Raw genomic sequence first — 22,132 nt, forward strand, 5'->3', positions numbered from 1 at the left:
TGATGAAACGGAATTATATTCGGACAATCACAAGAGAAATCAAACAGAGCTTTGGCAGATTCGCGGCAATCATTGCCATTGTCGCCCTGGGCGTGGGCTTTCTGGTGGGAATCCTTTCCGCGACTCCCGATATGAAGGCTTCCGTGGACCAATATTACCGGGGCAGCTCCATGTCCGATTTCAATATAAAGTCGACGATGGGACTGACCGACGAGGACGTATCGGCTCTGGCGGCGCTTCCCCAGACAGACAGGGTTATGCCGGCCTACGCCACCGATGTGCTGATGTCCACCGGTGAGGACGAGGTGCTGGCCGGACGGCTCTACGGCCTGGATCTGTCCAAAAACAACAGCGCGTCCTTTGTCAACGATCTGACGCTGCTCAAAGGACGCATGCCGGAAAACGCCGGTGAATGTGTCATCGAAAATCCCAATGATTATATGTCTCAGCTGACCATCGGGGATACGCTTTCCCTGTCAAAGGACGGCGAGGATCTTTCCGATACTTACCGGCAGCAGAGCTTTACCATCGTGGGAATCGTCAGCAGCCCTTACTATTTCTGCAATTCCAAAGAACCCGCCTCCGCAGGAAACGGCCGTGCCGGCGCCATTGTCTACGCAGACAGCCGGGCTTACAAGCTGGACGCCTATACGGATATTTTCCTTACGCTGAAAAACCAGGGTTCTTCTTTCTCCGATGCCTATAAATCCCGCATCGAAGCCGCTTCCGATGATATCGAGGATCTCTCCCGGGTTCGCATCGAGGCCCGCTATAATGAGGTCGTCAGCGAAGCGGAGGATAAACTGAACGATGCCAGAGAAAAGCTGGATAAAGAGAAACGGAAATCGGAGAAACAACTGGCTGACGCCAGGAAGGAGATCGATCAGGGTCAAAAGGAGCTGGACAGCGGCAGCGCGCAGCTGAAAAAAGCAAAAGAACAGCTAAAGTCAGGGAAGGCTCAGCTGAAATCGGGAAAGGCTGAGTTCAAATCCGGTAAAGCGCAGCTGGAGGACGCCAAGGCTCAGTTGAAGTCCGGAAAAGCCCAGCTGCAGCAGGCCCGTCAGCAGCTGGACGAGAGCAAAAAACAGCTGGATTCGGTCAGGGATCAGGTGGAACAGGCAAAACAGGCCCTTGCTGCGGGTTATCCCCTCTCCGATGAGGCGCTGGCCCAGATCGCGGCCTACGATCAGGGCATGGCCCAGTACCAGCAGGGCCTCTCCCAGCTGCAAAGCGAAGAGAAAAAGCTGGCCGACACGGAACGTGTCTTAAAGGCAAACGAAAAGAAATTAAACCGGTCCCAAAAGGAAATCTCCGCCAACGAAAAAGAGCTGGCCGATGCGGAGAAGACCATCGCCGCCAATGAGAAAAAGCTGGCCGACGCTAAAAAACAGCTGGACCAGGCACGCACGGAATACAAAGACGGAAAGAAAACAGCGGCTGAAGAAATTGCCAGGGGGGAGAAAAAGATCCGTGAGGCAGAAAAAGACATTGGGGATTTGGAGCGGCCTGAATGGTATATTCTCGACCGGAACTCCAATGTCAGCTATGCCCGCTATAAGGTGGACGTGGAAAAAGTAGCCGATATCGCTACGGTCTTCCCCATCTTCTTTTTCCTGGTGGCCGCCCTGGTTTCCCTCACCACCATGACCCGAATGGTCGAGGAGGAGCGGATTCAGATCGGCACGCTGAAAGCCCTGGGCTATAATCGGAAAACGATCATGGCCAAATACCTGATTTACTGTGGAGCCGCTACGGTCCTGGGGGGTGCCCTCGGCCTTGCCGGCGGTTTTCAGCTGCTGCCGACGGTTCTCTATCAGGCCTATGCCACCCAATACGAGCTGCCGCGGCTTTTCCTGCAGTTCAATCTCAAGTACGCCCTGATCTCCTGCGGCCTGGAAGTCCTCTGTACCCTGGGTGCCACCTGGTTTGCCTGCCGCCGCACGCTGAAGGAAAAACCTGCCGCTCTGATGGTTCCGCGTGCTCCCAAGGCCGGAAAGCGGATTCTTCTCGAACGCCTTCCTCTGATCTGGAAACGGCTTTCTTTCAGCTATAAAGCGACCGCACGGAATATTTTCCGTTACAAGAAACACCTTTTCATGACGATCATCGGCATCGCCGGCTGTACGGCCCTCATGGTCACCGGCTTTGGCCTGCAGGATTCCATGTCGGAAATCGTAAATACGCAATACAAGGATATTTTCAAGTACGATATGAAAATTGAGCTTGTCGAGGATAAGACCGATGGGGTGCTGGACGATTTTCTGGCCGGAAAAGCCCATACAAAGATCAGCAGTCAGAGCGCCGAGGCTTCCAGCCCCGCAGATGGGGAAAAGATCAGCACCACCCTCTACATTCCTGAGAATGACCGGGCTTTCAGCGAATTCATCGCCTTGCACCAGCCCCGGAGCGACACTCCTGTTTCTTTGGACAGGGACGCTGTAATCATGACTGAAAAAATGGCCGACGCGCTGAAGCTTTCCAAAGGCGACCGGTTTACGCTCACCAATGTGGACGATAAACAGGCGGAATTTACCCTCACCGCAATTACGGAGAATTATGTGGGCTGCTACCTTTACATGGACCAGTCGGTATATCAAGCGGCTTTCGGTGAATTTGACTACAACGCTTATCTGGTACGTTCACAGATAAGCGGCCTGGCGGCTCAGGATGAAATCGCCGAAAGGCTTCAGGACTCCGAATATGTAGCCTCATCTGAGTTTAATTCCCAATCAAAGGAGAGCTATGAAAACATGATGTCCAGCATCAACCTGATCGTATACGTACTCATTCTCTGCGCGGGGGCTTTAGCGGTGGTGGTTCTCTACAATCTGACCAACATCAATATCAATGAACGCAGCCGCGAGCTGGCAACTCTGCGGGTTCTGGGTTATTATCACAATGAGGTGGCACGCTATATCTTCCGCGAGATCGGGCTTCTGGCGATTCTGGGAACGCTGGTGGGCCTGGCCGCCGGCTTTGTCCTCCACCGCTATGTTGTTCTCACCGCGGAGTCGCCGGACTTTATGATGGGACGCGAGATTTCACCGCTCAGCTATCTTCTCTCAGCGGTCATCACTTTAGCGTTTTCCATACTGGTGGATTTTCTCATGGTATTCAAGCTGCGGCGCATTGAGATGGTGGAATCCATGAAGGCCGTAGACTGACCGTATTACAGCAAAAATGCTATTGCCCGGCGGAGAAAAGCACCGCAAAGCAATAGCATTTTTTTAGTAACGCAGCGGAACCGAGGACACCTTACAGGTCTGAGGAAATCCGTAATAGTAAAGCATATGCTCCACTCCGCTGGCTGCCATTTCTTTATCCAGAGCCGGGCCTGCGGTTACGCCGGTGATTACCCTTCCCTTTTCCAGCACATCTATGGCCAGGCAGGGAATCTGGATGCCTCTGACCTCCCGGAACTGGTAGCTGGCTTCGGGCAACTCCAGAATCGTTTTATTTTCCGCGCAGACTACGATCCGCACCTCTTTTTCATGAGCGAAAGCGCTGTCTTTGAAGAAAAGGCTCATTTCCTCAAAGGCCAGATCCAGCCTGAAAAGCAGCCTCTCTCTGTCGGAAGCTGAAGTCAGGGATTCCCATTTTTTCTGTGTATATCGCAGGATCTGACCGATCACTGCGGATTTTTTCTTTTCATCGTACACCACTTCTCTGCACATCAGCGTTCCCCTTTTTTGGGTCAGCTTGCTGACCAGCGGATGATACTTCATCTGGCGGATCAGCTCTTCTGTGAGAAAGTGCAGATTGTATCCGGCGGCGCGGATGCTGCGGGTATAGTAATTCCACATGGGCAGGCTGTCCCGGTCCCTGCAGCAGGATAAAACGAAATATCGCAGAGAGTCTCGATCGGCCGGACCTGTGTTCACCAGCCTGCGGGAAATATAATCGTTTTTCCCGAAATACCGTTTGTCCATTTCCTGCACCCAGGTCTTGCTCAGGGGCGTTTTATGGAGGTATTTCTTTAAAACCAGGTAAAAGTTTTTCCGTTCACTCCTGTCATTGAGGAAGAGGCTGTCGGTAAAAAACAAGGTACCTGTAGACAGTATCCCGTGAAGCCCCTCCGCAGACGTATAGTGATAGATCCGATTATCTTTATCCACGTTCCGCTCCTTTAAAAAATCACGGCAACACTGAGGATTGCCAGTACCAGCAGGAAGAGCACCAAAAGGAACTTCCATATCCATTTGAGATAGATGCCGTAAGAAACCCGGGCAATCGCCAGGGCGCCCATTAACACCCCGCTGGTCGGTGTAATCAGGTTAACGATTCCGCTGGCCGACGCATAGGCCGTAATGATTACATCTCTGCCCACTGCCGCGAAATCTGCCACCGGCGCCATAATGGGCATCGCCAGGGCCGCAAGTCCCGAAGAGGATGGCACCAGGAAGGACAGCAGCAGAAAGAACAGATAAGACAGGTCCACAAAGGCCACCGATCCCATGGATTTCAGAGATTCCTCGCCCCAATGAAGAATGGTGGCAGTCATGCCGCCATCGTTCATCACCACTGCGATTCCTCTGGTAATGCCGATAATCAGCGCTACGCCCAGAAGATCCTTAGCGCCGTTTAAAAACAGCTCGATAAACCGCAGTTCCTTCCATCTCCAAATCAGTCCGCAGATAAAGGAGGACAGGAGGAAGAGGATCGTAATGTCGCCGAACCACCAGGAACCCAGCGGCGTGATGTTTCCCAACACCGTGCCCAGTACCGGAATCCCCCGTACCCAGCCGTTGAAATCCTCGAAAACGGTAATGCCGAACTTATCCGCCCAGGGGATTACCCCCAGCACCATAATCAGAAAGCTCAGAGCAAACACCCAGAGGATTGCCTTTTGCTTGCCGGACATGACGCTGGAACTGTCGTCTACCTCCTTCTGGGAGAGGAAATGCTGTTCATTGCTCTCTTTCATATGATAGACCAGTGATTTTGAAGGATCTGCTTTCACTTTTTTTCCGTAGGCCATCACAAACCAGATGCCGATGACCAGTGTCGCCACCAGGATAATGACCCGCAGTACGATGCCTTCTCCGATGGAGATTCCGGCAAAGCCGGAGGCAATGCCTGTGGCAAAGGGATTGACCGTCGAGCCCAGGCAGCCGATTCCGGCGCCCAGAAAGATGACGGCAAAGCCGGTAATGGAGTCAAAGCCCGCCGCGATAAAGACGGGGATTACTAAAACATAGAAAGCTATGGTTTCCTCGGACATACCGAAAATGGTCCCGCCCAGCGCAAAGATGCACATGAGGATGGGGATCATGACGGTCTCTCTGCCGGAAAGCCGGCTGACAATGGAACCGATTCCGGAGTCAATGGCCCCCGTATCGGTTACCAGCCCTAAAAATCCGCCGATAACCAGAATGAATACAATAATATCCGTAGCGTTGAAAAATCCCTCAATGGGCGCCCGCAGCACTTCCCAGAACCCCTGGGGATTCTGCGCGATGGCCTCATAGGTGCCGGGAACCGGCTCCAGCGGCGTTGCGGTCTCATCCACATACTGGTAGGTCCCGGCCGGTACGATCCAGGTCAGGACAGCAATCACAATGATGATTAAGAAAAGTATGGTAAACGCGCTGGGCATTCTGAATTTTTTCATAATAAAATCCTCACAATTCCTGTTTTTTCTTAGCTTGTACAGGTGTGAGGATTTTATACGCTCCATATAGGAAAAGCACTCTTCTGGTCCCTTCCATTGGTGGCAAGGGCGTTCCGGTAACTTCTCCCGATTTTTTCGAAAAGTTACGCGTTTTTCAACGATCCTGCGGCCTCCAAAACGGTCGCCAGCACAAATTTTCATTTTTTACGGTTTCGAGCGCCCGCAAGCCCACAACTTTGCGTAACACAAATTACAGTCACGTCCGATCCACAAAGCTGTTGCCGCAGCTGGGACAGGTGATCTTTATGGTTCCCTTGCCTTTGGGCACGCGGACCGTCTGCCCGCAGTTTCTGCAGCGATAGAAATTGTACTGGGCGTTTTCATTTCTACCGCCGGCTGCGCCCTGTCCATAGCCGGTGTTTCCCTGCTGCCAGTTATTCACGGACCCGCCGCTTTTCTTCCTGCTGAATTTGGCTCGAATGGCAAGGTACTTTTGATTTTCCTTCTGTCTTTTGTATATATTTCTCGATACGATGCGAAAATATGCGTAAATCAAAAGCGCAAGTCCCGCCAGATAGACAAATCGAAGATGAATAAAATTCGACAGCAGTATAATGACCGCCGAAGCGATAATCAGGAACTGACCAAAGGCGTCGAAGCCGTATCTGCCCTGCATGAATTGATATAGTTTGTATTTCCAGTTGCTCATTTTTAACCTCTTTTGCAGACTTTTTTCTATTCTAACATATTTCTCATATTATGACAGAGGTTTGGAGAAAACTTCACCAAGACATCAAAATGTCTCATGGTTTTTCTCTTCATTTGCTTCTCAGTTTATTGACCAGAGGCAGCTGCTTCAGCTCTTCCTCATTGAGAATCTTCATGCTCAGCACCGCAATTGCATATATAACGACAGCAAACAGAATCGCGGCCAGCAGGGCAATCCGGTTGGACTGGGTGAGTTGAAAAACCAAAAGATAACAGGCTGCCGACACTGCTGCCATAATCAGACAGGCTGCTGCCGGTTTGAGAAAATATTTTTTCAGCTCCAGAGGAAGCGAAAGTTCTTTTTTCAGGCTTCTGTAGCAGATCGTACATGCCAGACCGTGGCACACCACAGAACTGATCGCTGCCCCGTAAATGTTGATGCCCGTTATGGGAATCAGGGTCAGATTCAGAGCAATCTTTACCAAAACTCCGATCATCAGCGCTTTTGCCGGCACCAGCACTTTGCCCAGGCCCTGCAGACTTCCGCACAGCGTTTGGTCCATCGCTGCAAAGGCCATCCCTGCCGCGCTGATTTGCAGCAGCTGCCAGCCATCGGGAGCACCGGGGTAAATCATGAGAAAAATCGGTTTGGCAAAAAGAATCAGTCCTGTCATGCACGGCAGAATGATCAATATGGAGATCAGCATGGAAAAAGAAATCTTGGAATTGGCTTCCTGCCTGTCTCCCTTTGCGATCGCTGCCGATATGGTGGGGACTAAGACAGAGGCAAAGGCCACATTGAGAGCCAGCGGCAGATTGGTCAGCGGATCGCTTTTCGCCAGCATCCCGGCCAATTCCACTGCCTTGGAGTTGAGCTCCGCCGCGGTGGGGATTCCGACCTCACCGGGTATTCCAAAGGCAAAGGCTTTGGCAATACCTCTGGTAATGGTAGCCGTATCGACAACTCTTCCGGCCGACATGATGATCGAACTGAAGGAAATGGGAATGGACATGAAAAGGATTGCCTTGGCATAATGGAGAAACTCCCGTTTTCCCAGGGACATATCTGTTTCCATTCCTTCCAGAATACCGCTCCTTCTTCTCAGATAATAGCAGAGCAGATAGCCAAAGCTGAACAGTGTCGCCACTGAAGTCGCCAGATTGGCCCCGGCGGACATTACCTTAGCCGAATAAGCGGACAGGACCATGACAAATATAATTGTCATTGAAGACTTCAAAGCCTGCTCCAGCATCTGCGACCTGCCGGTGGGCGAAGCATTTCCCAGCCCCATGAAATAGCCCCGGATTACAGACGACAGGCAGACAAACAGAATGGACGGTGCCAAGGCTTTCAGGGTGTACTGGACCCCATCCATTTTGATAACTGTCAGGGCGATAAAGTCTGCTCCCATATATAGAAGGCAGGAACAGACCAGCCCGATTCCCAGAAAGAGCCACAGGGCGGTACGGAAAATCATATGGGCCCTGGCCCGGTCGCCCCTGGCCGCCGCGCCTGCGGTCAGCTTGGAAATTGCGTTGGGAATTCCCACGGAAGATATGGCAAGCAGCAGCGTGTAAAACTGGAATCCCGCGTTATAATAGCCGTTTCCGGCATCTCCGAAACCATCGATATTAGTGATTACAATCCGGTACAGAAAACCCAGCAGTTTAACGACAATCTGCGCGATGAGGATACTCATCACGCTGGACATAAATGAATGTTGTTTTTCAATTGCTTTCATAATGTTTATCTCAATTCCAGCAGGAGGTATTCATTCTCCTGCGCCGCTTCCCGAAACACGGCCAAAAGCTCCTGCCCCACCAGCTGGCTGCCCTTGATATAAATCCTGCTTTCCTGGCCGATGTCCGTCAGACAATCGTAGAGCGCGTCCAGATTGCATCCGTAGTAATCGGGCAGATCCAGAGCCTTTTTCAGATATTGATGGAATTCACCGACCAGCTCTTTGCCTTCCAGATAAATTTCCCTCATGGCTATTCTCCTTCCACCAGCTTAGTAAAGGTTTTGTAGTGATCTTCCGTGTAGTAGATATCACCGTCATCGCTGTACACAATTCGTTTGGCGCCCCGGCTTTCCGCTCCTCTAGTGTCAATGTCGCATTCCTTGTATTCGTCTTCCTCCGGCAGCACCTTTTCCCGATTGCCAAAGTGATCTCCGCCAATGCTCTTGCCCGGTGCGTAGGGTTCCAGAGAGCCGCCTTTCCAACCGAGCTTTTTGGCATCTTTTTTGGTGATATAATTCTGCGGCAGCTTTCCGTACTCCTGCAGGTATGCCGCCACTTCTTCCCTGGAGTCGTACTCCCCGCTTTCGCTGACGGAAACAGCGGTCCCCTGGTCCTGCGTCTGTGACTGATCCTGCGTCTGGCATCCGGTCAGTATGGCGAAAGTCAGCAGCAAAGCCGCCAGAACTGAAATCCATTTTTTCATTGCTATCCTTCTCCTATCTATATTGTCTGCTGCTATTGTAACACATATCCCCCGGCGCTCCAAAAACAAAACTTCCCTCAACCTGTTCAGGCCGTTATTACGTACAAAAAAACCGCGCTTACGCGGTTTTTTCCTTATGTTTATTCCAGTATATCAATCAAATCGGGCAGCAATAATCTCAGATCGTTTAAAAGCGATTCCTTTTTTTCCCGCCTGACTTTCCGCCCGGATTCCCCCTCCAAATCCTTAATCCGCAGGAGGATCGTTTCCAGTTCTTTTCTCATATATTCTTTAACGATGCTTTTGACAAACTCCTCGTGACCGAGAAGCCGTTCTGCTTCTTCATCGGTCATATCCGTGTTCCAGCTTTTCAGATAGCGCCGTGCCAGCTCTTTCTGGCGGCTGCTTTTGCCGCAGCGCATCATCATTTCATCCATATCGTTAATATCCAATGTATCTTCCCTCTTCGTCTGCTGATAATTCTATTATAAGGAAAGATTTTACCAATGGATACCGGTAATGTTTGGAAATTTAATAAGGAGGATGAGAAATCCTAAGATCCTTTCTCACAGCCGGATGGATACGAAGGTGCCGTCGGCTGCTTCCACATGGACCAGTTCCAGTCCCTTGTACGGCCTCAGGCTGTCCCTGCACTCCTGCCAAAAAAAGCATATGGTTTCCTTGTTGATCAACTCATCGTAAGGCGGCGCGGTCTTCTGCCGCATTTTCTCGAAGGCTGCCTCCGGTATGGCCCGCAGAGCAAAGCTCACCATTGACAGAGGCGCGGGCATGGCGAAATTGACGCCCTCTGTCCGAATTCGAATCCACATTATGCCGCTCCTTTATTTGTCCACGTAAATGCGCACGATCGTTCCGTCCGCAGCCGTTACATTTACAAAGTCGCCTTCCACTTCGTCGTCCAGGCATTCGCAGACCGCGTCCATCATTGCGGAAAGATCCAGACCCTCCAGATCCTTGTCCGGAATCGGAAGCTTTCCTGTGGCCTTTAATATCTTCTTTACCGCCCCTACCGGAAATTGGATATTAACCTTATCCCCAGTCTCACTGTCTACAATGATGCGAAACATCTTTTTGTCATAATTGCTGTTCAGCGCTACTGCCGTCTCCTGCTCTTGCGCGCCGACAGCCTTCATTAATTCCGCCGCCTCTTCTGCTGTAATAGTGCCCTCTTCTACCATTTTCAATATTCTCAGTTTTTCGTCCATTATGTTCCCCTCTCTTCCTCATTACTTTAATCTTTCAATCGCCTCTGCTGCAGAAATCTCCCCCTGCTCCAGAGAGTTCAATACTGCCTCACGCCGTACTCGTTCCGCTTCCTTGTCCGTGTCACTCTCATAGCCCAGCTTTTTAATGATACCGTCCAGCTTTGCCCGGACCGTGGGATAAGAGATCTTTAATTCCTTTTCCACTTCCTTGATGTTCCCCCGGCAGCGGATAAAGGTTTCTGTAAAAAACAATTCTTCGCCGGAAAGATAATCAAATTTGCTCAGGGAAAAGTCATTTTCGATCACCGTGCCGCAGTCCCCGCACTTGAGCCGTGTAGCCCTCAGTTCACCTTTGCAGACAGGGCACTGGCTGATTACTTTATTCATTTCCCATTTTCCCCCTTTCGATATATCTACCATACACCTCTTCATTAAAAATGTCAATAATAAAATTAATATATTTAATTACTTTATTAATTTTATTAACTTTTTATTTAAATATTGTTTATTTCCAAATAAATTCATATAATGCTCGGTCTTCTACGGAAACGCTGCGCTCTCCCCGGTGTTTTTATTTGCGCCGCAGCCAAAAACCAAAACGACCACGAATCGCTCCTGCTGGTTCATGGTCGTTTTGGTTTTGTTCGTTGTACAATTTATTGTCAGAAATACATTTGCCATTATTTCTTAAAGAGTCCGCCTAACTTATCCATGGCAGCATCTTTGATATCGCCCATATCCAGCTTGGCGGCTACGCCGTGAGCAATGGCCTTCACCTGCTCGTCAGGCAGATCCACCCCCAACAGCCCTTCTACGGCCTTCACCGGGTCTTCTTTCAGCCCTTTGTGAAACTCTTCATCGTTCTTCGCTTTGTCTACCAGTTCCTCAATTTTTTCTTTAATCTCCATGGTGCCCTCCTTGTTTCGAATTTATCTTCTTTAAGTTTAAACAAGGCTTAGGCAAAAGACAATGAATTTACAGGTTTCACTCTTTATTTACGAAACAAGGGCGGATTTCAGCAGGTCCGAAGCGCTTATTTTGAAATCCTGTCAGTCATATATTCTATGGCCGCACCGTCTGCTTGTCTGCGGTATCCGTCATCCCGAAAGCCATGGCTGGCACCGTCTATTTCAACGAGCCGGGCAGAATGGTATACGCCTGCTGTTTTCCGCGATAATTCCACCGGCACTGCTTTATCCTTCGTACCCTGAACGATCAAAACATCACCCTCGTATTTGGCGATCTCATGGAAAAGATCAAAATCGCGGCCGCCCATGTTTATCATATATGGATAGAATAAAATCAAGCCTTTTATATCATCCTGCTTCTCTGGGGCAAGCAGCGCTGCCGCCTGTCCGCCCAGGCTTTTCCCCAGCAGGAATAGATTATTTTGGTCTGCGAAAGCATACGTTTTGATGCCTTCTAAAACAGCTCTCATATCGGCTGACTCTGTAAACACGGTCATGTCCTCCATACTGCCGTCGCTTTTGCTGTCTTCCGATCCGCCGCAGAAATCAAAGGCATAGCTTGCGATCCCCGCCTTCGCGAAGGCTTTTGCATCCGTGGCAGAGTTGCGGTAAGTGCCTCCATATCCATGACCGATAATCACCGTGGGGTAATGCGTTTTATCTTCCGCAGGCAAATACAGCTGGCCGTATATGCTTTGGTTTTCCCGCTGAAAGGTCAATTCATATATCGTGTAATCTCTGGTTGTCTTCACGACATTCGCCTCTCCCAGCCCCAGGGCCTCCACCCTCTGCTGTCCGCTGCCGCCGCATCCGGTAAGACCTACCGCAATTAGCAGCAGACATAGCAGACATACGGCGCCCCATAATTTTCGCTTCATTTTTACAGCTCCAGTCTCTCTACCCATTCGGCAAGCCTTTCCCTTGTTACGTTGCTGTTCCAAAGTTTGCCCTCCCGCCATTTGGTCTGCGGGGAACAGGAAGGCTGCAGCTTTTTTCCGCAGCCGGTGATCCCGCTGCCGCCGGATGTGGCGAAGGGTACTATGGTTTTACTGGAAAAGTCATAGCTTTCCAGGAAGGTATTAATGATCGTCGGGGCCGTGTACCACCAGATGGGGAAACCCACAAAGACTACATCGTAGCTGTCCATACCCTGCACGCTGTCAAGAATTGCGGGTCTTGACGATGGATCGTTCATCTCCACTGTGCTGCGGCTTTTTTTATCCATCCAGTCCAGGTCCGCAGCTGTATATGGCAGTTGCGGTTTGATTTCATAAAGATCCGCGCCCGCGGCCTCCGCCAGCTTTTCCGCTACTTTCCCTGTTACTCCGCTGCACGAAAAATATGCGACTAATTTTTTATTCATAGTATTTCCTCCCTATTGTTTTTTAGGCTTACTTCAACGCTTTGTATTCATCATCGGTCACCGGCCCTACCCATTCATTGGAACCGCCTTCCGCCGGAACTTCGATCGCGATATGGGAAAACCAGCTGTCTTTGGCCGCACCGTGCCAGTGCTTGATCTCGGGCGCGATATTGACCACATCTCCCGGATGCAGCGCTCTAGCCGACTGTCCCCATTCCTGGTAATATCCTCTCCCCCCTGTCACCAGCAGAATCTGTCCGCCTTTATGATGGATGTGCCCCCAATTGCGGCACCCCGGCTCAAAAGTGACATGGGCTGCAGGAACGCCGTCTGTAGTCAGCATTTCCAGGTAACTCTGCCCGGTAAAGTATTTTGCGAAAGCATCGTTGGGTTTGCCAATGGGAAAGATGGAATCTTTGTCAAAGGCGGCTGCTTCTGCCTCACAGTCTGTCTCTTCTTCTTTCCAGATCTCCTTTGCCATATTAAAGGCGGCCCATGCCTTGGGCCAGCCGCTGTAAAAGGCCAGCTGTGTAAGCACTTCGGCAATTTCTTCCTTCGTGATGCCGTTCTCCTTTGCTTTGCTCATATGAAACCGGAGGGACGAATCCAAAATCCCACTGCTCATCAGCGCCGTCACGGTAATGAGGCTGCGGTCTCTGGGGGAAAGCTGCTGCTCTCTGGACCACACCTGCCCGAACAGCACGTCGTCGTTGAGTTCTGCGAATTTGGGAGCGAATTCTCCCAGCGCTTCGTGTCCTGCCGTTACTTTTTTATATGTCATAACAAATTTCCTCCTTTAAAAAAACGTGTGCATGACGGAATCAAAGATTCCTATGCACACATGTCGCCCGCAAGGGGCGACGCTTTGCAAGGTACGTTCTTTGAAACTCCGTCAACATCGCCAAAGGCGATATTTCCTACGTTATAAAAAATATAGGGGTTCCCTTCCAGGAACACCTATATTTTACTACCGGTCCATTGAAATATCCAATGCCTATATTACATTATCTGCAATGCTTTTTATCTATACCTTGTGTATTTCATGGGGAGTCAGGGCTTAGCCGTCCTGCCTTTAGCCGTGGAAACCGTCAACATCTTGCCAGCACCGGAGTAAGGAAGAATATCAAAATATGCGACTATATCAAGATTGAATGATACTTTCAGGAAAAAATGCGGTAAAATCCGCAAGGGATTATCAAAATCACATGGTAGAAGATGCGCCATTGATATTTAGCCGCTTTTATTTTCCCAAAGCACTATGAAACTATCAAAGTGATGATGCTGTTGCGCATCTATTGACATTTAAAGGTTTTTATTTCCCCGATCTCCTTTGAAAGTATCAAAATTATGGTGTTCTTTTGTACTTGTTGATATTTGAGGGGGAGACGAGAGTCGATAGAGTTACCGCAGCCCGCAAGGCGAGGTCCAGTGCCCTGTACGCCGAACGGCTGCCAACCGCAATTAAAAGCGAAGCTTTCTGATGACCACCCGATAGGCGACGAATAAGAGAACCGCCGCTCCCAGCCAGGCGGCCACTTCCACAAAGTAGATACCCGCTTCGCCTATGACCTTGATTACCAAAACTGCCATCAGCGCCCTTAAAACCAATTCGATAAATCCCGCTGTCACAGCGATCCACACCTTTCCCAGTCCCATGAGAATATTTCGGTAGATATTCAGCGCATACAGCGAAAACAGCAGTACGCTCATGATGAACAGGTATTTATACGCAATTAAAAGGACCTGATTTGCCACTCCCGCTTCTGCTGAAATAAACAGCATCAGAACGGATTTTCCAAAGACAATCATGATGATACCAATGGCTACGGCGGCGATCGCGCCAAACACAATGGATACCTTCTCGCCTTTTTTTATTCGCTCCTTGTCGCCGGCACCGTAGTTTTGTCCAGTATATACCATCATCGCATTTCCCACAGCCAGAGAAATCGCTTCCAGCACTCCATATAATTTGTTGGTGGCCGTGAAGCCTGCCACATAAAGAAATCCCAAGGTGTTCAGCGCATACTGCACGACAATGCCGCCAATTGCGATGATCGCGTATTGGAAAGCTGCCGGCAGTCCTTTGCGCCAAAGCCGGGCCATTATTTTTTTATCAATGGCCCAGTCTTCCCTGCTGGATTTCAAGATTGAAATCCGCCGAATCTTGTTGAAACAATATAGGCAGGAAACACTCTGGGCTGCAATAGTAGCAACGGCTGCCCCGGCAATGCCCCATTTGAACACCAGTACGAAAAGCAGATCCAGTCCTATATTGGAAAGCGACGAAATAACCAGTGCGATAAACGGAGTGCTGCTGTCACCCAGCGCCCGCAGGATACAGGCAGCGATGTTATACATCATAACCACAAAAATCCCCGCATACATGATAATGACATACGTTTTCGCATACTCAAAAATATTGGCCGGTGTGTGAAGCAGCGACAGCAGCGGCCCGGCGGCGCAAATGCCGATCAGAGCTAAGGCTGCCCCTGTGATAAGGCTCAGAATAATTGACATGTTTACGCTTTTTTTCAGCAGCTCGTAATCCTTCGCTCCAAAATAAAAGGTAATCAAAACCGAAAAACCCTGGCCAAATCCAAAAGCCGCCCACATCATAAACCAGTAAATCCAATCCGTAGCGCCGATTGCGGCCAGGGCCGTAACACCAACGCCTTTGCCGACAATCATGGCATCCGCCACAGTATAAAGCTGCTGCAGAAAATTGCCGGCCATCAATGGCAGCATGAATTTGAAAATCAGCTTTTTGGGATCTCCCGATGTCATATCATGAATACGTTCTTTTGTCACCTTTTACTCCTCCACTTCGCAGACCGTAAGCATCTGCTCTTTTACCTGAAACCGGATCTCAAAGCCGGCGAAGGCGAAACCATAAATCCGGTCAGGATCATTCTGATAGGCCGGTCTTGGGTCCTGTCTCAGCGCTCCGATCAGCGCCGCCCTTTTTTCCCGGGGGATCAGGTTCAGCCATTTTTCCGGAAAACACACTTCAAGTCCGTAATCCTGAACAGCATCGCTGAATCCTCCGGACGCCTCCGGATGACTGTCCGCCAGAGGGACATAGGGCTTGATATCCAGAACAGGCGTAAGGTCCATGAGATCGGCGCCCAGAACATGCAGTACCGGCCCCAGCTTTCCATCCTGTTCGATGCCTTTCAATTCTACACAGGACAGGCCGATGGGATTGGGGCGGAATGGCGATCTTGTGGCGAAAACACCCATCCTTTGGTTTCCTCCCAGCCGGGGCGGCCGTACAGTCGGAGACCATTCATCTTTTCCGGCCTGAGAGAATTCCCAAATAAGCCAGATATGCGAAAACGCTTCCAGTCCCCGCAGCGCTTCCATGTTGCGGAACTCCGGCTCAAAAACGATTTTCCCTTCCAGCTCCTTTACCAGCCCGCTCTGACGTGGTATCCCAAACTTTGTGGAAAAATCCGTACGAATATGCGCAATCGGTGTAATTTTCCTCATAGTGTTTCCTCCTGTAATATTAAAAAACCCGCAAAGCGCCTTAAATTAATACGCTTTGGCGGGTTTTCCCGTGGTGCCCCCGACACGAATCGAACGTGCGACGCACGGCTTCGGAAACCGACGCTCTATCCCCTGAGCTACGGGGGCCTGATGTGCGATCCCTGAACGGATCAACACTGTATGTTATTATACACAAAAACGCCGCAAATGTACACCCTAAATTTTTTTGTCCTCCGCCATTTTCTTAAAGAAAAACGCTTGTAATCTGGCAGCAGCTTTTATATAATATAGACAAGAAGAGCGAAACCGTTGAAAACGGTTAGCCGTTACTTGAAAGTAACCGTGCTTTGCGAAAACAGGCGGTTACTTTTTTATGTACTCGATCAGAATACCAACCACAATACCCACGAAAATGAGCATCAGTGACAGGATTTCGTAATCTGACATAAACGTTGCCCTCCCCTCCTAGATTTCCATAAACGGATTTCTACGTAGCTTGGGTAACTTTCCTTCTTTCGAAGGCTAACCGCTTTCGCCGCTCTATCTTGTCTTTCTTTATTATATTTCAATTGGCTATTATTTTCAATATTTTTACAGTAATTATTTTACATATTATTTTCTGTTAAATAGTTCGTATCTGTCGAAGGAGGAATCACTTGAAGAAGTATTTTGATCTGTTATCAAAAATGGGCATGGACGATGCAAAAGTAATCGATGCCAAAACCGTGAAAACCGCAGCCTGGACCCGTTACCGCTGCCAGTACGGCTGCGACTGCTATGGCACCAATTTGTGCTGCCCTCCCTATTCGCCGGGCCATGAGGAAACACAGAAAATGCTGGATGAATACACCAAAGGAATTCTCTTCACCTCGCACCGCGGCGACATAAGGCAGGCGGCGGTGGCTCTGGCCAGAGAATTGTTTTTGGATGGTTATTATAAGACCATCGCTTTCGGCTCCGGGCCTTGTATGCTGTGCGATACCTGCACATTGGAAAAGTGCCGCTTTCCCAAACAAACGCTTCCTTCGATGGAAGGCTGCGGGATCGATGTGTTCGCCACTGTCCGTGCCAACGGCTACCAGCTGGAGGTTGTAACGGAAAAGGGCGTGGGAGATCAGTATTTTGGTCTGGCTCTTTTTGAATGAAGCGCTTGAGTATGTTGATATAACGAAAGTTATCCAGATTCCCTTGTTTTCAGGAGAATCTGGATAACTTCGCAACGCTCTGAGTGGTTCATTTTTTAAAATCTGCTCATTTGGCGGGGTATGATCCAAAACAGTCCCTTACAGGCCACAACTTTTATCCATAAAGAAGGCTTCGTGGTTGAATATGGGTAAGACATCCGGATATGAAGGTTCCTCTCAAATCTGAACTTTCGGCAGCCTCTGCTTTTTGGCTATACTTCCCTCAGCCGATCGATCAGGCTTTGGCCCTGGAATTTTCTGATCATAAAGAAAGCGATCACGCACGGCACCAGGATAACGATTGCCACATAGATCAAGCTGAAGGCCAGTGGGAACTGATATACCATGTAGTTAAGGCCCGTATAGGCAAACAGCCTGCAGACCCCGTAGCCCAGCAGCGACCCAAAAATCAGGGATATGATGATATTCCCGATTGCCAATATCAGACCTTCTCCCATGACCAGCCTGCTGATCTGGCCTCCCGTCATACCAACGGACTGAAGCATGGCCAGCTCCGTCCGCTGAGACATGAAGTTGGTAATCAGCGTGTTGACCAGATTGATCATGCTGAACAGCACCACAAAGAGCACGATAGCGACGATCAGCAGAATCATCTGATTAGCGGAAGCCTGTGACTGGGCCCGATGCAAACGCAGGATATTCATGGTTAGATTTGGGTTCTGGTCCAGTATCTGATTTAGAGACTCCTCAACCTTATCCGTGTAATCCGGATCTGTGGAAACAAGCCAGTTGTCGGTCAGATTGATTCCGGGCAGCTGGGCAGCCAGTTCTTCCTCAGGTACCAGGAACCAGCCGTCGATAAAGCCAGCTTTATAATCTCCGATATCTCCTGCCACTTCATAGGTCTTGGTCTTTTCTTTTCCGTCCCAGTAGTGGATCGTAACTTTATCTCCGATCTCAAACCTCCAACCGTAAATCTCCTCGACTACATCGTTATTGCGAACCAGCACCTTACCTTCTGAGAGCATATTATCATAATCGAGAGCGCCTTCCGTTATGAACTTCTTCATTTCCGGAACTTCTTTCCTGCTGAAGGGTGAAATCATATCCTCATTTTCCTTCTGATCCTTATAATCGTACTTGATGTTAGCGTTATCGTAGGAATAGATCTTTTTTACCCCCGGAATTGACTTGATCTGATCGTAAACCTTGCTGGTAAAAGGGGATTCCATCTTGATCTCCATTTCCCCGTGTTTAGCGGTTTCCGCAGCGTTCTCTGAGATGTAGATACTGAATTCACCCACTTCAAACCCACCCTGACGGGCAAATTTCTCTTTGTCCATGGAAACGGCGAAGGTAACGGCCCCGATGAAGAGAATGCCGCCGATTCCCAGAGACAGCATGGTAACAAATGTTTTTTTGCGGTTTCGGGAGCTGTTCATCCTGGCCAGGGTAAAGGGCGTAATTTTTCTCTGCAGCTTTTGCGTCTGCTTCTTTCCTTCCTCACCGCTGTAAGCCGAATATTTCGCAGCTTCAATGGGCGGTATGGACGCAGCCAGTCTGGCCGGCTTCATGACGGAAACCAGAACCGTCACCAATATGATAACCAATACAATCACAGCCATAATCAGCGTTCTGCTCAGAGAGAATCCACCCGGCTTGATTACGCAGGAAATAATTCCTCCCAGTACCAGACCGATGGGAGCCGCCCGCAGCGCCAGCAAAAGGCCTTCCTTTCTTACCAGCCCGCGCACCTGTTTTTTCGTCATTCCCAGCGTGCGCAGCTGACCGTACTGCCTGGTTTTTCCTGTGACTGAGATGTAAAACACACTGTAGATAACCATAACGCCGGCTACTAGAATAATCAGACCGATGATAGCGAACGACAGCACTTCGGGGCTGAAATGTCCTTCCGGCAGCGTTCCCTTGAAATGATTGTTTTCATTGACCTGGCTGCGCGGGATCTGAGCCTCGGCCGCTATATCCCGGGTCGTGTTTGAAAATTCTTCCTGCGTCATGTTTTTGGCATTCGCGATTTTCGCGGCCGCATCGTAATTAATATTCTTTAACGTGCTCCCCTTTTCCGCATAGTCTTTGGAATGCCTGATTTGATAAACGTTGGTATTCTCTATATCTTTGGTAAATCCTGAAACAACACACACTTCTTTTTTCCCCGATAAAAGCGGTACTTCAATCTTTGTTCCCACCTTTGCTTCTTTACCGATTTGTTTCATATAGGCCTTGGGGACCGCTACCTCGTTCCTTTTTTCCGGGTGCCTGCCTTCGGTCAGCTCCGTTACCTTGATGGTTTTGGAATTGCCGTCGAAATAAACATGAGAGATGATGTAATCGTCCACCTCCATCCGCTCGCCGAACTTGGTCAGGGTCATGTAGGAAATACGGTCATCCTGCTCTAAATCCCTGATCTGCTCTTTGGTCACGTTCATATAGAACACATCCTGGGCATCTGCCAGCTGACGCTGCAGATCCAGCTTAACAGAGCCCGGAAACAGCCCCATAACCAGCAGCAGACTGGTGGCGAGGATAATCGTGATCATGATAAAGACATTGCCCATTTTCTTCGACTTCAGGTCCGATTTGGCCAGATGGCCAATGATTTTTTTATTCTGTGTTTCATACATGTCCGCCACCTACCTTCTGACGATCTTTCCGTCTTCAATACGGATGATCCGGTCGGCAGTCTGGGCAATCTCCTCATTGTGGGTAATCATAACCATGGTCTGCGAAAACTCACGGCTGGTAGTCTTCATCAGACTGATTACATCCTGACTGGTGGCGCTGTCCAGATTGCCCGTAGGCTCATCCGCCAGTATGATGGCCGGCTTCGTAGCCAGCGCCCTGGCAATGGCTACCCGCTGCTGCTGACCGCCGGAAAGCTGATTGGGCATCTGACGTTTCTTTTCCGAAAGTCCCAGAATATGAATAATGTGATCCACATATCCCCGTTCAGCGTGGTGTCCGTCCAGTTCCATGGGCAGCACGATGTTTTCATACACGTTTAAAATCGGCACCAGATTATAGTTCTGAAAAACGAATCCAATGTTTCTTCTGCGAAAGATCGTCAGTTCATCGTCTTTCATGGAAAAAATATCGTTATCCTTGATGTACACCTTTCCTTTGGTGGCCCGATCCAGGCCTCCCATCATATGCAGCAGGGTACTCTTACCGCTGCCGGAAGTACCCACGATCGCTACGAATTCTCCCTGCTGAATTTCCAGGTTGACGCCGTCCAGCGCTTTTACCCGGTTTTCTCCCTTGCCATAATATTTTTTTAAGTTTACTGTTTTCAGTACAGACATTTCTCTGCCCCTCCTCTTTTATTATGGCTCCATTCTAAGGGATAATAGTAACCAGACTCTCACGGAAAAGTAACAGTTCTGATATTTTTCAGGAAAAAGCCGGTATATATACGCTAAAGCAGCTTCCCTTTCCCTGCCGGGAGCTGACCTTTATATATCCTCCCTGGGCATGAACCATCTCTCTGGCCAGATACAGGCCCAGTCCCAGGCCTTCGTCGGAAGCGGAATCCGCGCTTCGGTAAAACCTGCCGAACAGCTTAGGGATCTCTTCTTCGCGGATCCCGCGGCCCGTATCGGAAATATCGATCCTCACAAACATTTCATAGCCGATAACACAAATCCGGATTCTGCCCCTGGGCGGGGTATACTTGATCCCATTATCCACGATGTTTCCGACCGCTTCCCTGAGCCACTTGCCGTCAAAGACCGCTGCCGTTTCCTGCGGACATTCCAACAGCAGCTCCTGCTCCTTTTCCTGCGCTTTATCGCAATAGTCGCCTATAATCTGCAGGAGAAATTCTCTCACATTCTCTTTCTTTGGCATGCATCGTATAATACCGTTTTCCAATCTGGACATTTCAACCAGCCTGCGGATCAGAAACTGCAGCTTCTCCGACTGGCCGGTAAGCTTGCGGACCAGTTCTTTATTTTCGCAGGATCGTTCCTCCAGCAGCTGGCTGTAAAGCAATATATTGGCGATAGGCGTTTTGGTCTGATGGGAAATATCCGCAAGGAGGGTCTCCACCTGTCCTTTCTGCAGCCTGGCGTCCCGAAATGCCTTATCCTTCATGGATACAAACCGTTCCAGCTTGCCTGTGAACCGCGCCAGTTCCGTTTCTTCGTTATCCGCAGAAAAGGGCCTGCCCTCAATGGCCTGATCCAGCAGCTCATTGCATCGTTCAAAAATAGACAGCACCCCTTTTTTGATCGTCAGTATAAAAAAGACCAGCAGCAGGGCCAGAGCGCCCAGTGCCGCCGGCACGATGATCTTCCTGTAAAAATCCAGGTGACTGGCTGCGATGATCCCCGCGCACAGCAGGAAAAAGGCCGCGCCGTAAATTCCGTATATCTTATAAAACCATTGGTTGCTCATCTGCCTTTGTTCATTCATCGTCTTCCTTCTCCCATCTGTATCCGATGCCGTAGATACTTTTGATCTGCCCGGTTCCCAGCTTGTCCCGCAGCCGCTTGATCGTCACCGTCAGGGCATGGTCATCCACATATTCGGTTTCCCATACACGGTCCAGCAGCTGTTCCTTTGACAGCACCTGTCCCCGATTCACCACCAGCAGCTTCAAAAGCTTTTGCTCGGTCCTGCTGAGAATTACAGGCTGACCGTTTCGTGAAAAATTCATTTTTTCAAAGTCCAGTACCAGCCCATTGCTGCGGAAAACCGATTTCTTTTCTCTCGTTTCATGGCTGCCCTGCCGCCGGCGCAGGACGGAATTGACTCTGGCCCGCAGAACCATCAGGCTGAAAGGTTTGGTAATGTAGTCATCGCCGCCCAGCTCCAGCCCGCGAACAATATCCAGCTCCATGTCATTGGCTGTCAGAAAGATAATCGGCACATCCGTCTGCTGGCGCAGCTCTTTGCAGAATTCAAATCCATTGCCGTCCGGCAGATTCACATCCAGCAGGATCAGATCGAAAAGTCCCTGCTCCATGAGGCGTTTCGCCTCTTTTATGGATCCCGCTCTCGCAATATTCATCTCCGGACCTTCCAGGGTCATGGCAATTCCTTCATTCAGCGTCCGGTCGTCTTCTATGATTAAAATTTTGCTCATATTCTCATGTCCTCCGGGAATTATTATAGCATATCAGAGGCGCCGCTTGTATAAAAAAGGGCAGGCGATGTAA

The 22,132-nt window shown here is 49.7% G+C and carries 22 protein-coding genes and 1 tRNA gene; 2 read left to right on the forward strand and 21 right to left on the reverse strand.

Going from position 1 to position 22,132, the window contains the following annotated elements:
* Window positions 1-2 precede the first annotated feature (2 nt).
* The gene (locus tag NE619_RS00555; RefSeq protein WP_256130420.1) at window positions 3-3,164 is read left to right on the forward strand and encodes an FtsX-like permease family protein; all 3,162 of its coding nucleotides are present in this window, start codon (window positions 3-5) and stop codon (window positions 3,162-3,164) included.
* 63 nt (window positions 3,165-3,227) lie between these two features.
* On the opposite strand, the gene NE619_RS18970 is transcribed toward NE619_RS00555, so the two are convergent.
* The 17 genes from NE619_RS18970 to NE619_RS00640 all read right to left on the reverse strand — a co-directional run bounded on the left by NE619_RS18970 (window position 3,228) and on the right by NE619_RS00640 (window position 15,957).
* Complete coding sequence (locus NE619_RS18970) at window positions 3,228-4,115, reverse strand: DUF2971 domain-containing protein (protein ID WP_256130421.1); 888 nt, start codon at window positions 4,113-4,115, stop codon at window positions 3,228-3,230.
* Between the two features lie 11 nt (window positions 4,116-4,126).
* Window positions 4,127-5,611, reverse strand: a complete 1,485-nt coding sequence (locus NE619_RS00565) for a YfcC family protein (RefSeq protein ID WP_256130422.1) — start codon at window positions 5,609-5,611, stop codon at window positions 4,127-4,129.
* A 256-nt stretch (window positions 5,612-5,867) separates the two neighbouring features.
* Window positions 5,868-6,320, reverse strand: coding sequence for a hypothetical protein (locus tag NE619_RS00570; RefSeq protein WP_256130423.1), 453 nt, complete (start codon window positions 6,318-6,320; stop codon window positions 5,868-5,870).
* A gap of 109 nt (window positions 6,321-6,429) precedes the next feature.
* Window positions 6,430-8,061 carry a putative polysaccharide biosynthesis protein gene (locus tag NE619_RS00575; RefSeq protein WP_256130424.1) on the reverse strand — a complete coding sequence of 544 codons (1,632 nt, stop codon included), beginning with the start codon at window positions 8,059-8,061 and terminating at the stop codon, window positions 6,430-6,432.
* Between the two features lie 5 nt (window positions 8,062-8,066).
* Window positions 8,067-8,309 carry a barstar family protein gene (locus NE619_RS00580; protein ID WP_256130425.1) on the reverse strand — a complete coding sequence of 81 codons (243 nt, stop codon included), beginning with the start codon at window positions 8,307-8,309 and terminating at the stop codon, window positions 8,067-8,069.
* Window positions 8,310-8,311: 2 nt separating this feature from the next.
* Entirely contained in the window at window positions 8,312-8,764 is a 453-nt protein-coding gene (locus NE619_RS00585) for a ribonuclease domain-containing protein (protein WP_256130426.1), read from the reverse strand.
* A gap of 140 nt (window positions 8,765-8,904) precedes the next feature.
* Window positions 8,905-9,216 (reverse strand): hypothetical protein, encoded by a 312-nt coding sequence (locus NE619_RS00590; RefSeq protein ID WP_256130427.1) that lies wholly within the window; start codon window positions 9,214-9,216, stop codon window positions 8,905-8,907.
* A gap of 114 nt (window positions 9,217-9,330) precedes the next feature.
* Complete coding sequence (locus tag NE619_RS00595) at window positions 9,331-9,594, reverse strand: hypothetical protein (protein ID WP_256130428.1); 264 nt, start codon at window positions 9,592-9,594, stop codon at window positions 9,331-9,333.
* 12 nt (window positions 9,595-9,606) lie between these two features.
* Entirely contained in the window at window positions 9,607-9,990 is a 384-nt protein-coding gene (locus NE619_RS00600; RefSeq protein WP_256130429.1) for an SHOCT-like domain-containing protein, read from the reverse strand.
* A 21-nt stretch (window positions 9,991-10,011) separates the two neighbouring features.
* On the reverse strand, window positions 10,012-10,377 hold the full coding sequence (locus NE619_RS00605) for a DUF2089 domain-containing protein (RefSeq protein WP_256130430.1): 366 nt from the start codon (window positions 10,375-10,377) through the stop codon (window positions 10,012-10,014).
* Window positions 10,378-10,670: 293 nt separating this feature from the next.
* The gene (locus NE619_RS00610) at window positions 10,671-10,898 is read right to left on the reverse strand and encodes a hypothetical protein (RefSeq protein WP_256130431.1); all 228 of its coding nucleotides are present in this window, start codon (window positions 10,896-10,898) and stop codon (window positions 10,671-10,673) included.
* Window positions 10,899-11,023: 125 nt separating this feature from the next.
* The gene (locus tag NE619_RS00615; RefSeq protein WP_256130432.1) at window positions 11,024-11,836 is read right to left on the reverse strand and encodes an alpha/beta hydrolase; all 813 of its coding nucleotides are present in this window, start codon (window positions 11,834-11,836) and stop codon (window positions 11,024-11,026) included.
* A gap of 2 nt (window positions 11,837-11,838) precedes the next feature.
* Complete coding sequence (locus tag NE619_RS00620) at window positions 11,839-12,321, reverse strand: flavodoxin (protein WP_256130433.1); 483 nt, start codon at window positions 12,319-12,321, stop codon at window positions 11,839-11,841.
* Window positions 12,322-12,349: 28 nt separating this feature from the next.
* Entirely contained in the window at window positions 12,350-13,102 is a 753-nt protein-coding gene (locus NE619_RS00625) for a carboxymuconolactone decarboxylase family protein (protein ID WP_256130434.1), read from the reverse strand.
* Window positions 13,103-13,782: 680 nt separating this feature from the next.
* A complete protein-coding gene (locus NE619_RS00630) occupies window positions 13,783-15,129 on the reverse strand; it encodes an MATE family efflux transporter (protein WP_256130435.1) in 1,347 nt (448 codons plus the stop codon).
* Window positions 15,130-15,132: 3 nt separating this feature from the next.
* Window positions 15,133-15,810 (reverse strand): tRNA (N6-threonylcarbamoyladenosine(37)-N6)-methyltransferase TrmO, encoded by a 678-nt coding sequence (gene tsaA, locus NE619_RS00635; protein WP_256130436.1) that lies wholly within the window; start codon window positions 15,808-15,810, stop codon window positions 15,133-15,135.
* Window positions 15,811-15,881: 71 nt separating this feature from the next.
* Window positions 15,882-15,957: transfer RNA gene (locus NE619_RS00640), tRNA-Arg, on the reverse strand.
* A 509-nt stretch (window positions 15,958-16,466) separates the two neighbouring features.
* Here NE619_RS00640 and NE619_RS00645 point away from each other — a divergent pair.
* The gene (locus NE619_RS00645) at window positions 16,467-16,955 is read left to right on the forward strand and encodes a DUF2284 domain-containing protein (RefSeq protein ID WP_256130437.1); all 489 of its coding nucleotides are present in this window, start codon (window positions 16,467-16,469) and stop codon (window positions 16,953-16,955) included.
* A gap of 251 nt (window positions 16,956-17,206) precedes the next feature.
* Here the strand turns inward: NE619_RS00645 and NE619_RS00650 are convergent, their stop codons facing one another.
* The 4 genes from NE619_RS00650 to NE619_RS00665 form a co-directional block, all read right to left on the reverse strand.
* Window positions 17,207-19,597, reverse strand: coding sequence for an ABC transporter permease (locus NE619_RS00650; RefSeq protein WP_256130438.1), 2,391 nt, complete (start codon window positions 19,595-19,597; stop codon window positions 17,207-17,209).
* Window positions 19,598-19,606: 9 nt separating this feature from the next.
* The gene (locus NE619_RS00655; protein WP_256130439.1) at window positions 19,607-20,275 is read right to left on the reverse strand and encodes an ABC transporter ATP-binding protein; all 669 of its coding nucleotides are present in this window, start codon (window positions 20,273-20,275) and stop codon (window positions 19,607-19,609) included.
* A gap of 88 nt (window positions 20,276-20,363) precedes the next feature.
* Window positions 20,364-21,386 (reverse strand): sensor histidine kinase, encoded by a 1,023-nt coding sequence (locus NE619_RS00660; RefSeq protein WP_256130440.1) that lies wholly within the window; start codon window positions 21,384-21,386, stop codon window positions 20,364-20,366.
* The gene (locus NE619_RS00665; RefSeq protein ID WP_256130441.1) at window positions 21,379-22,059 is read right to left on the reverse strand and encodes a response regulator transcription factor; all 681 of its coding nucleotides are present in this window, start codon (window positions 22,057-22,059) and stop codon (window positions 21,379-21,381) included. Before NE619_RS00665 ends, NE619_RS00660 begins: the two co-directional genes overlap by 8 nt.
* Between the last annotated feature and the right edge of the window lie 73 nt (window positions 22,060-22,132).

Source organism: Anaerovorax odorimutans, from assembly GCF_024459955.1.
In the GTDB taxonomy this organism is placed as follows: Bacteria; Bacillota; Clostridia; order Peptostreptococcales; family Anaerovoracaceae; genus Hominibacterium; species Hominibacterium odorimutans_A.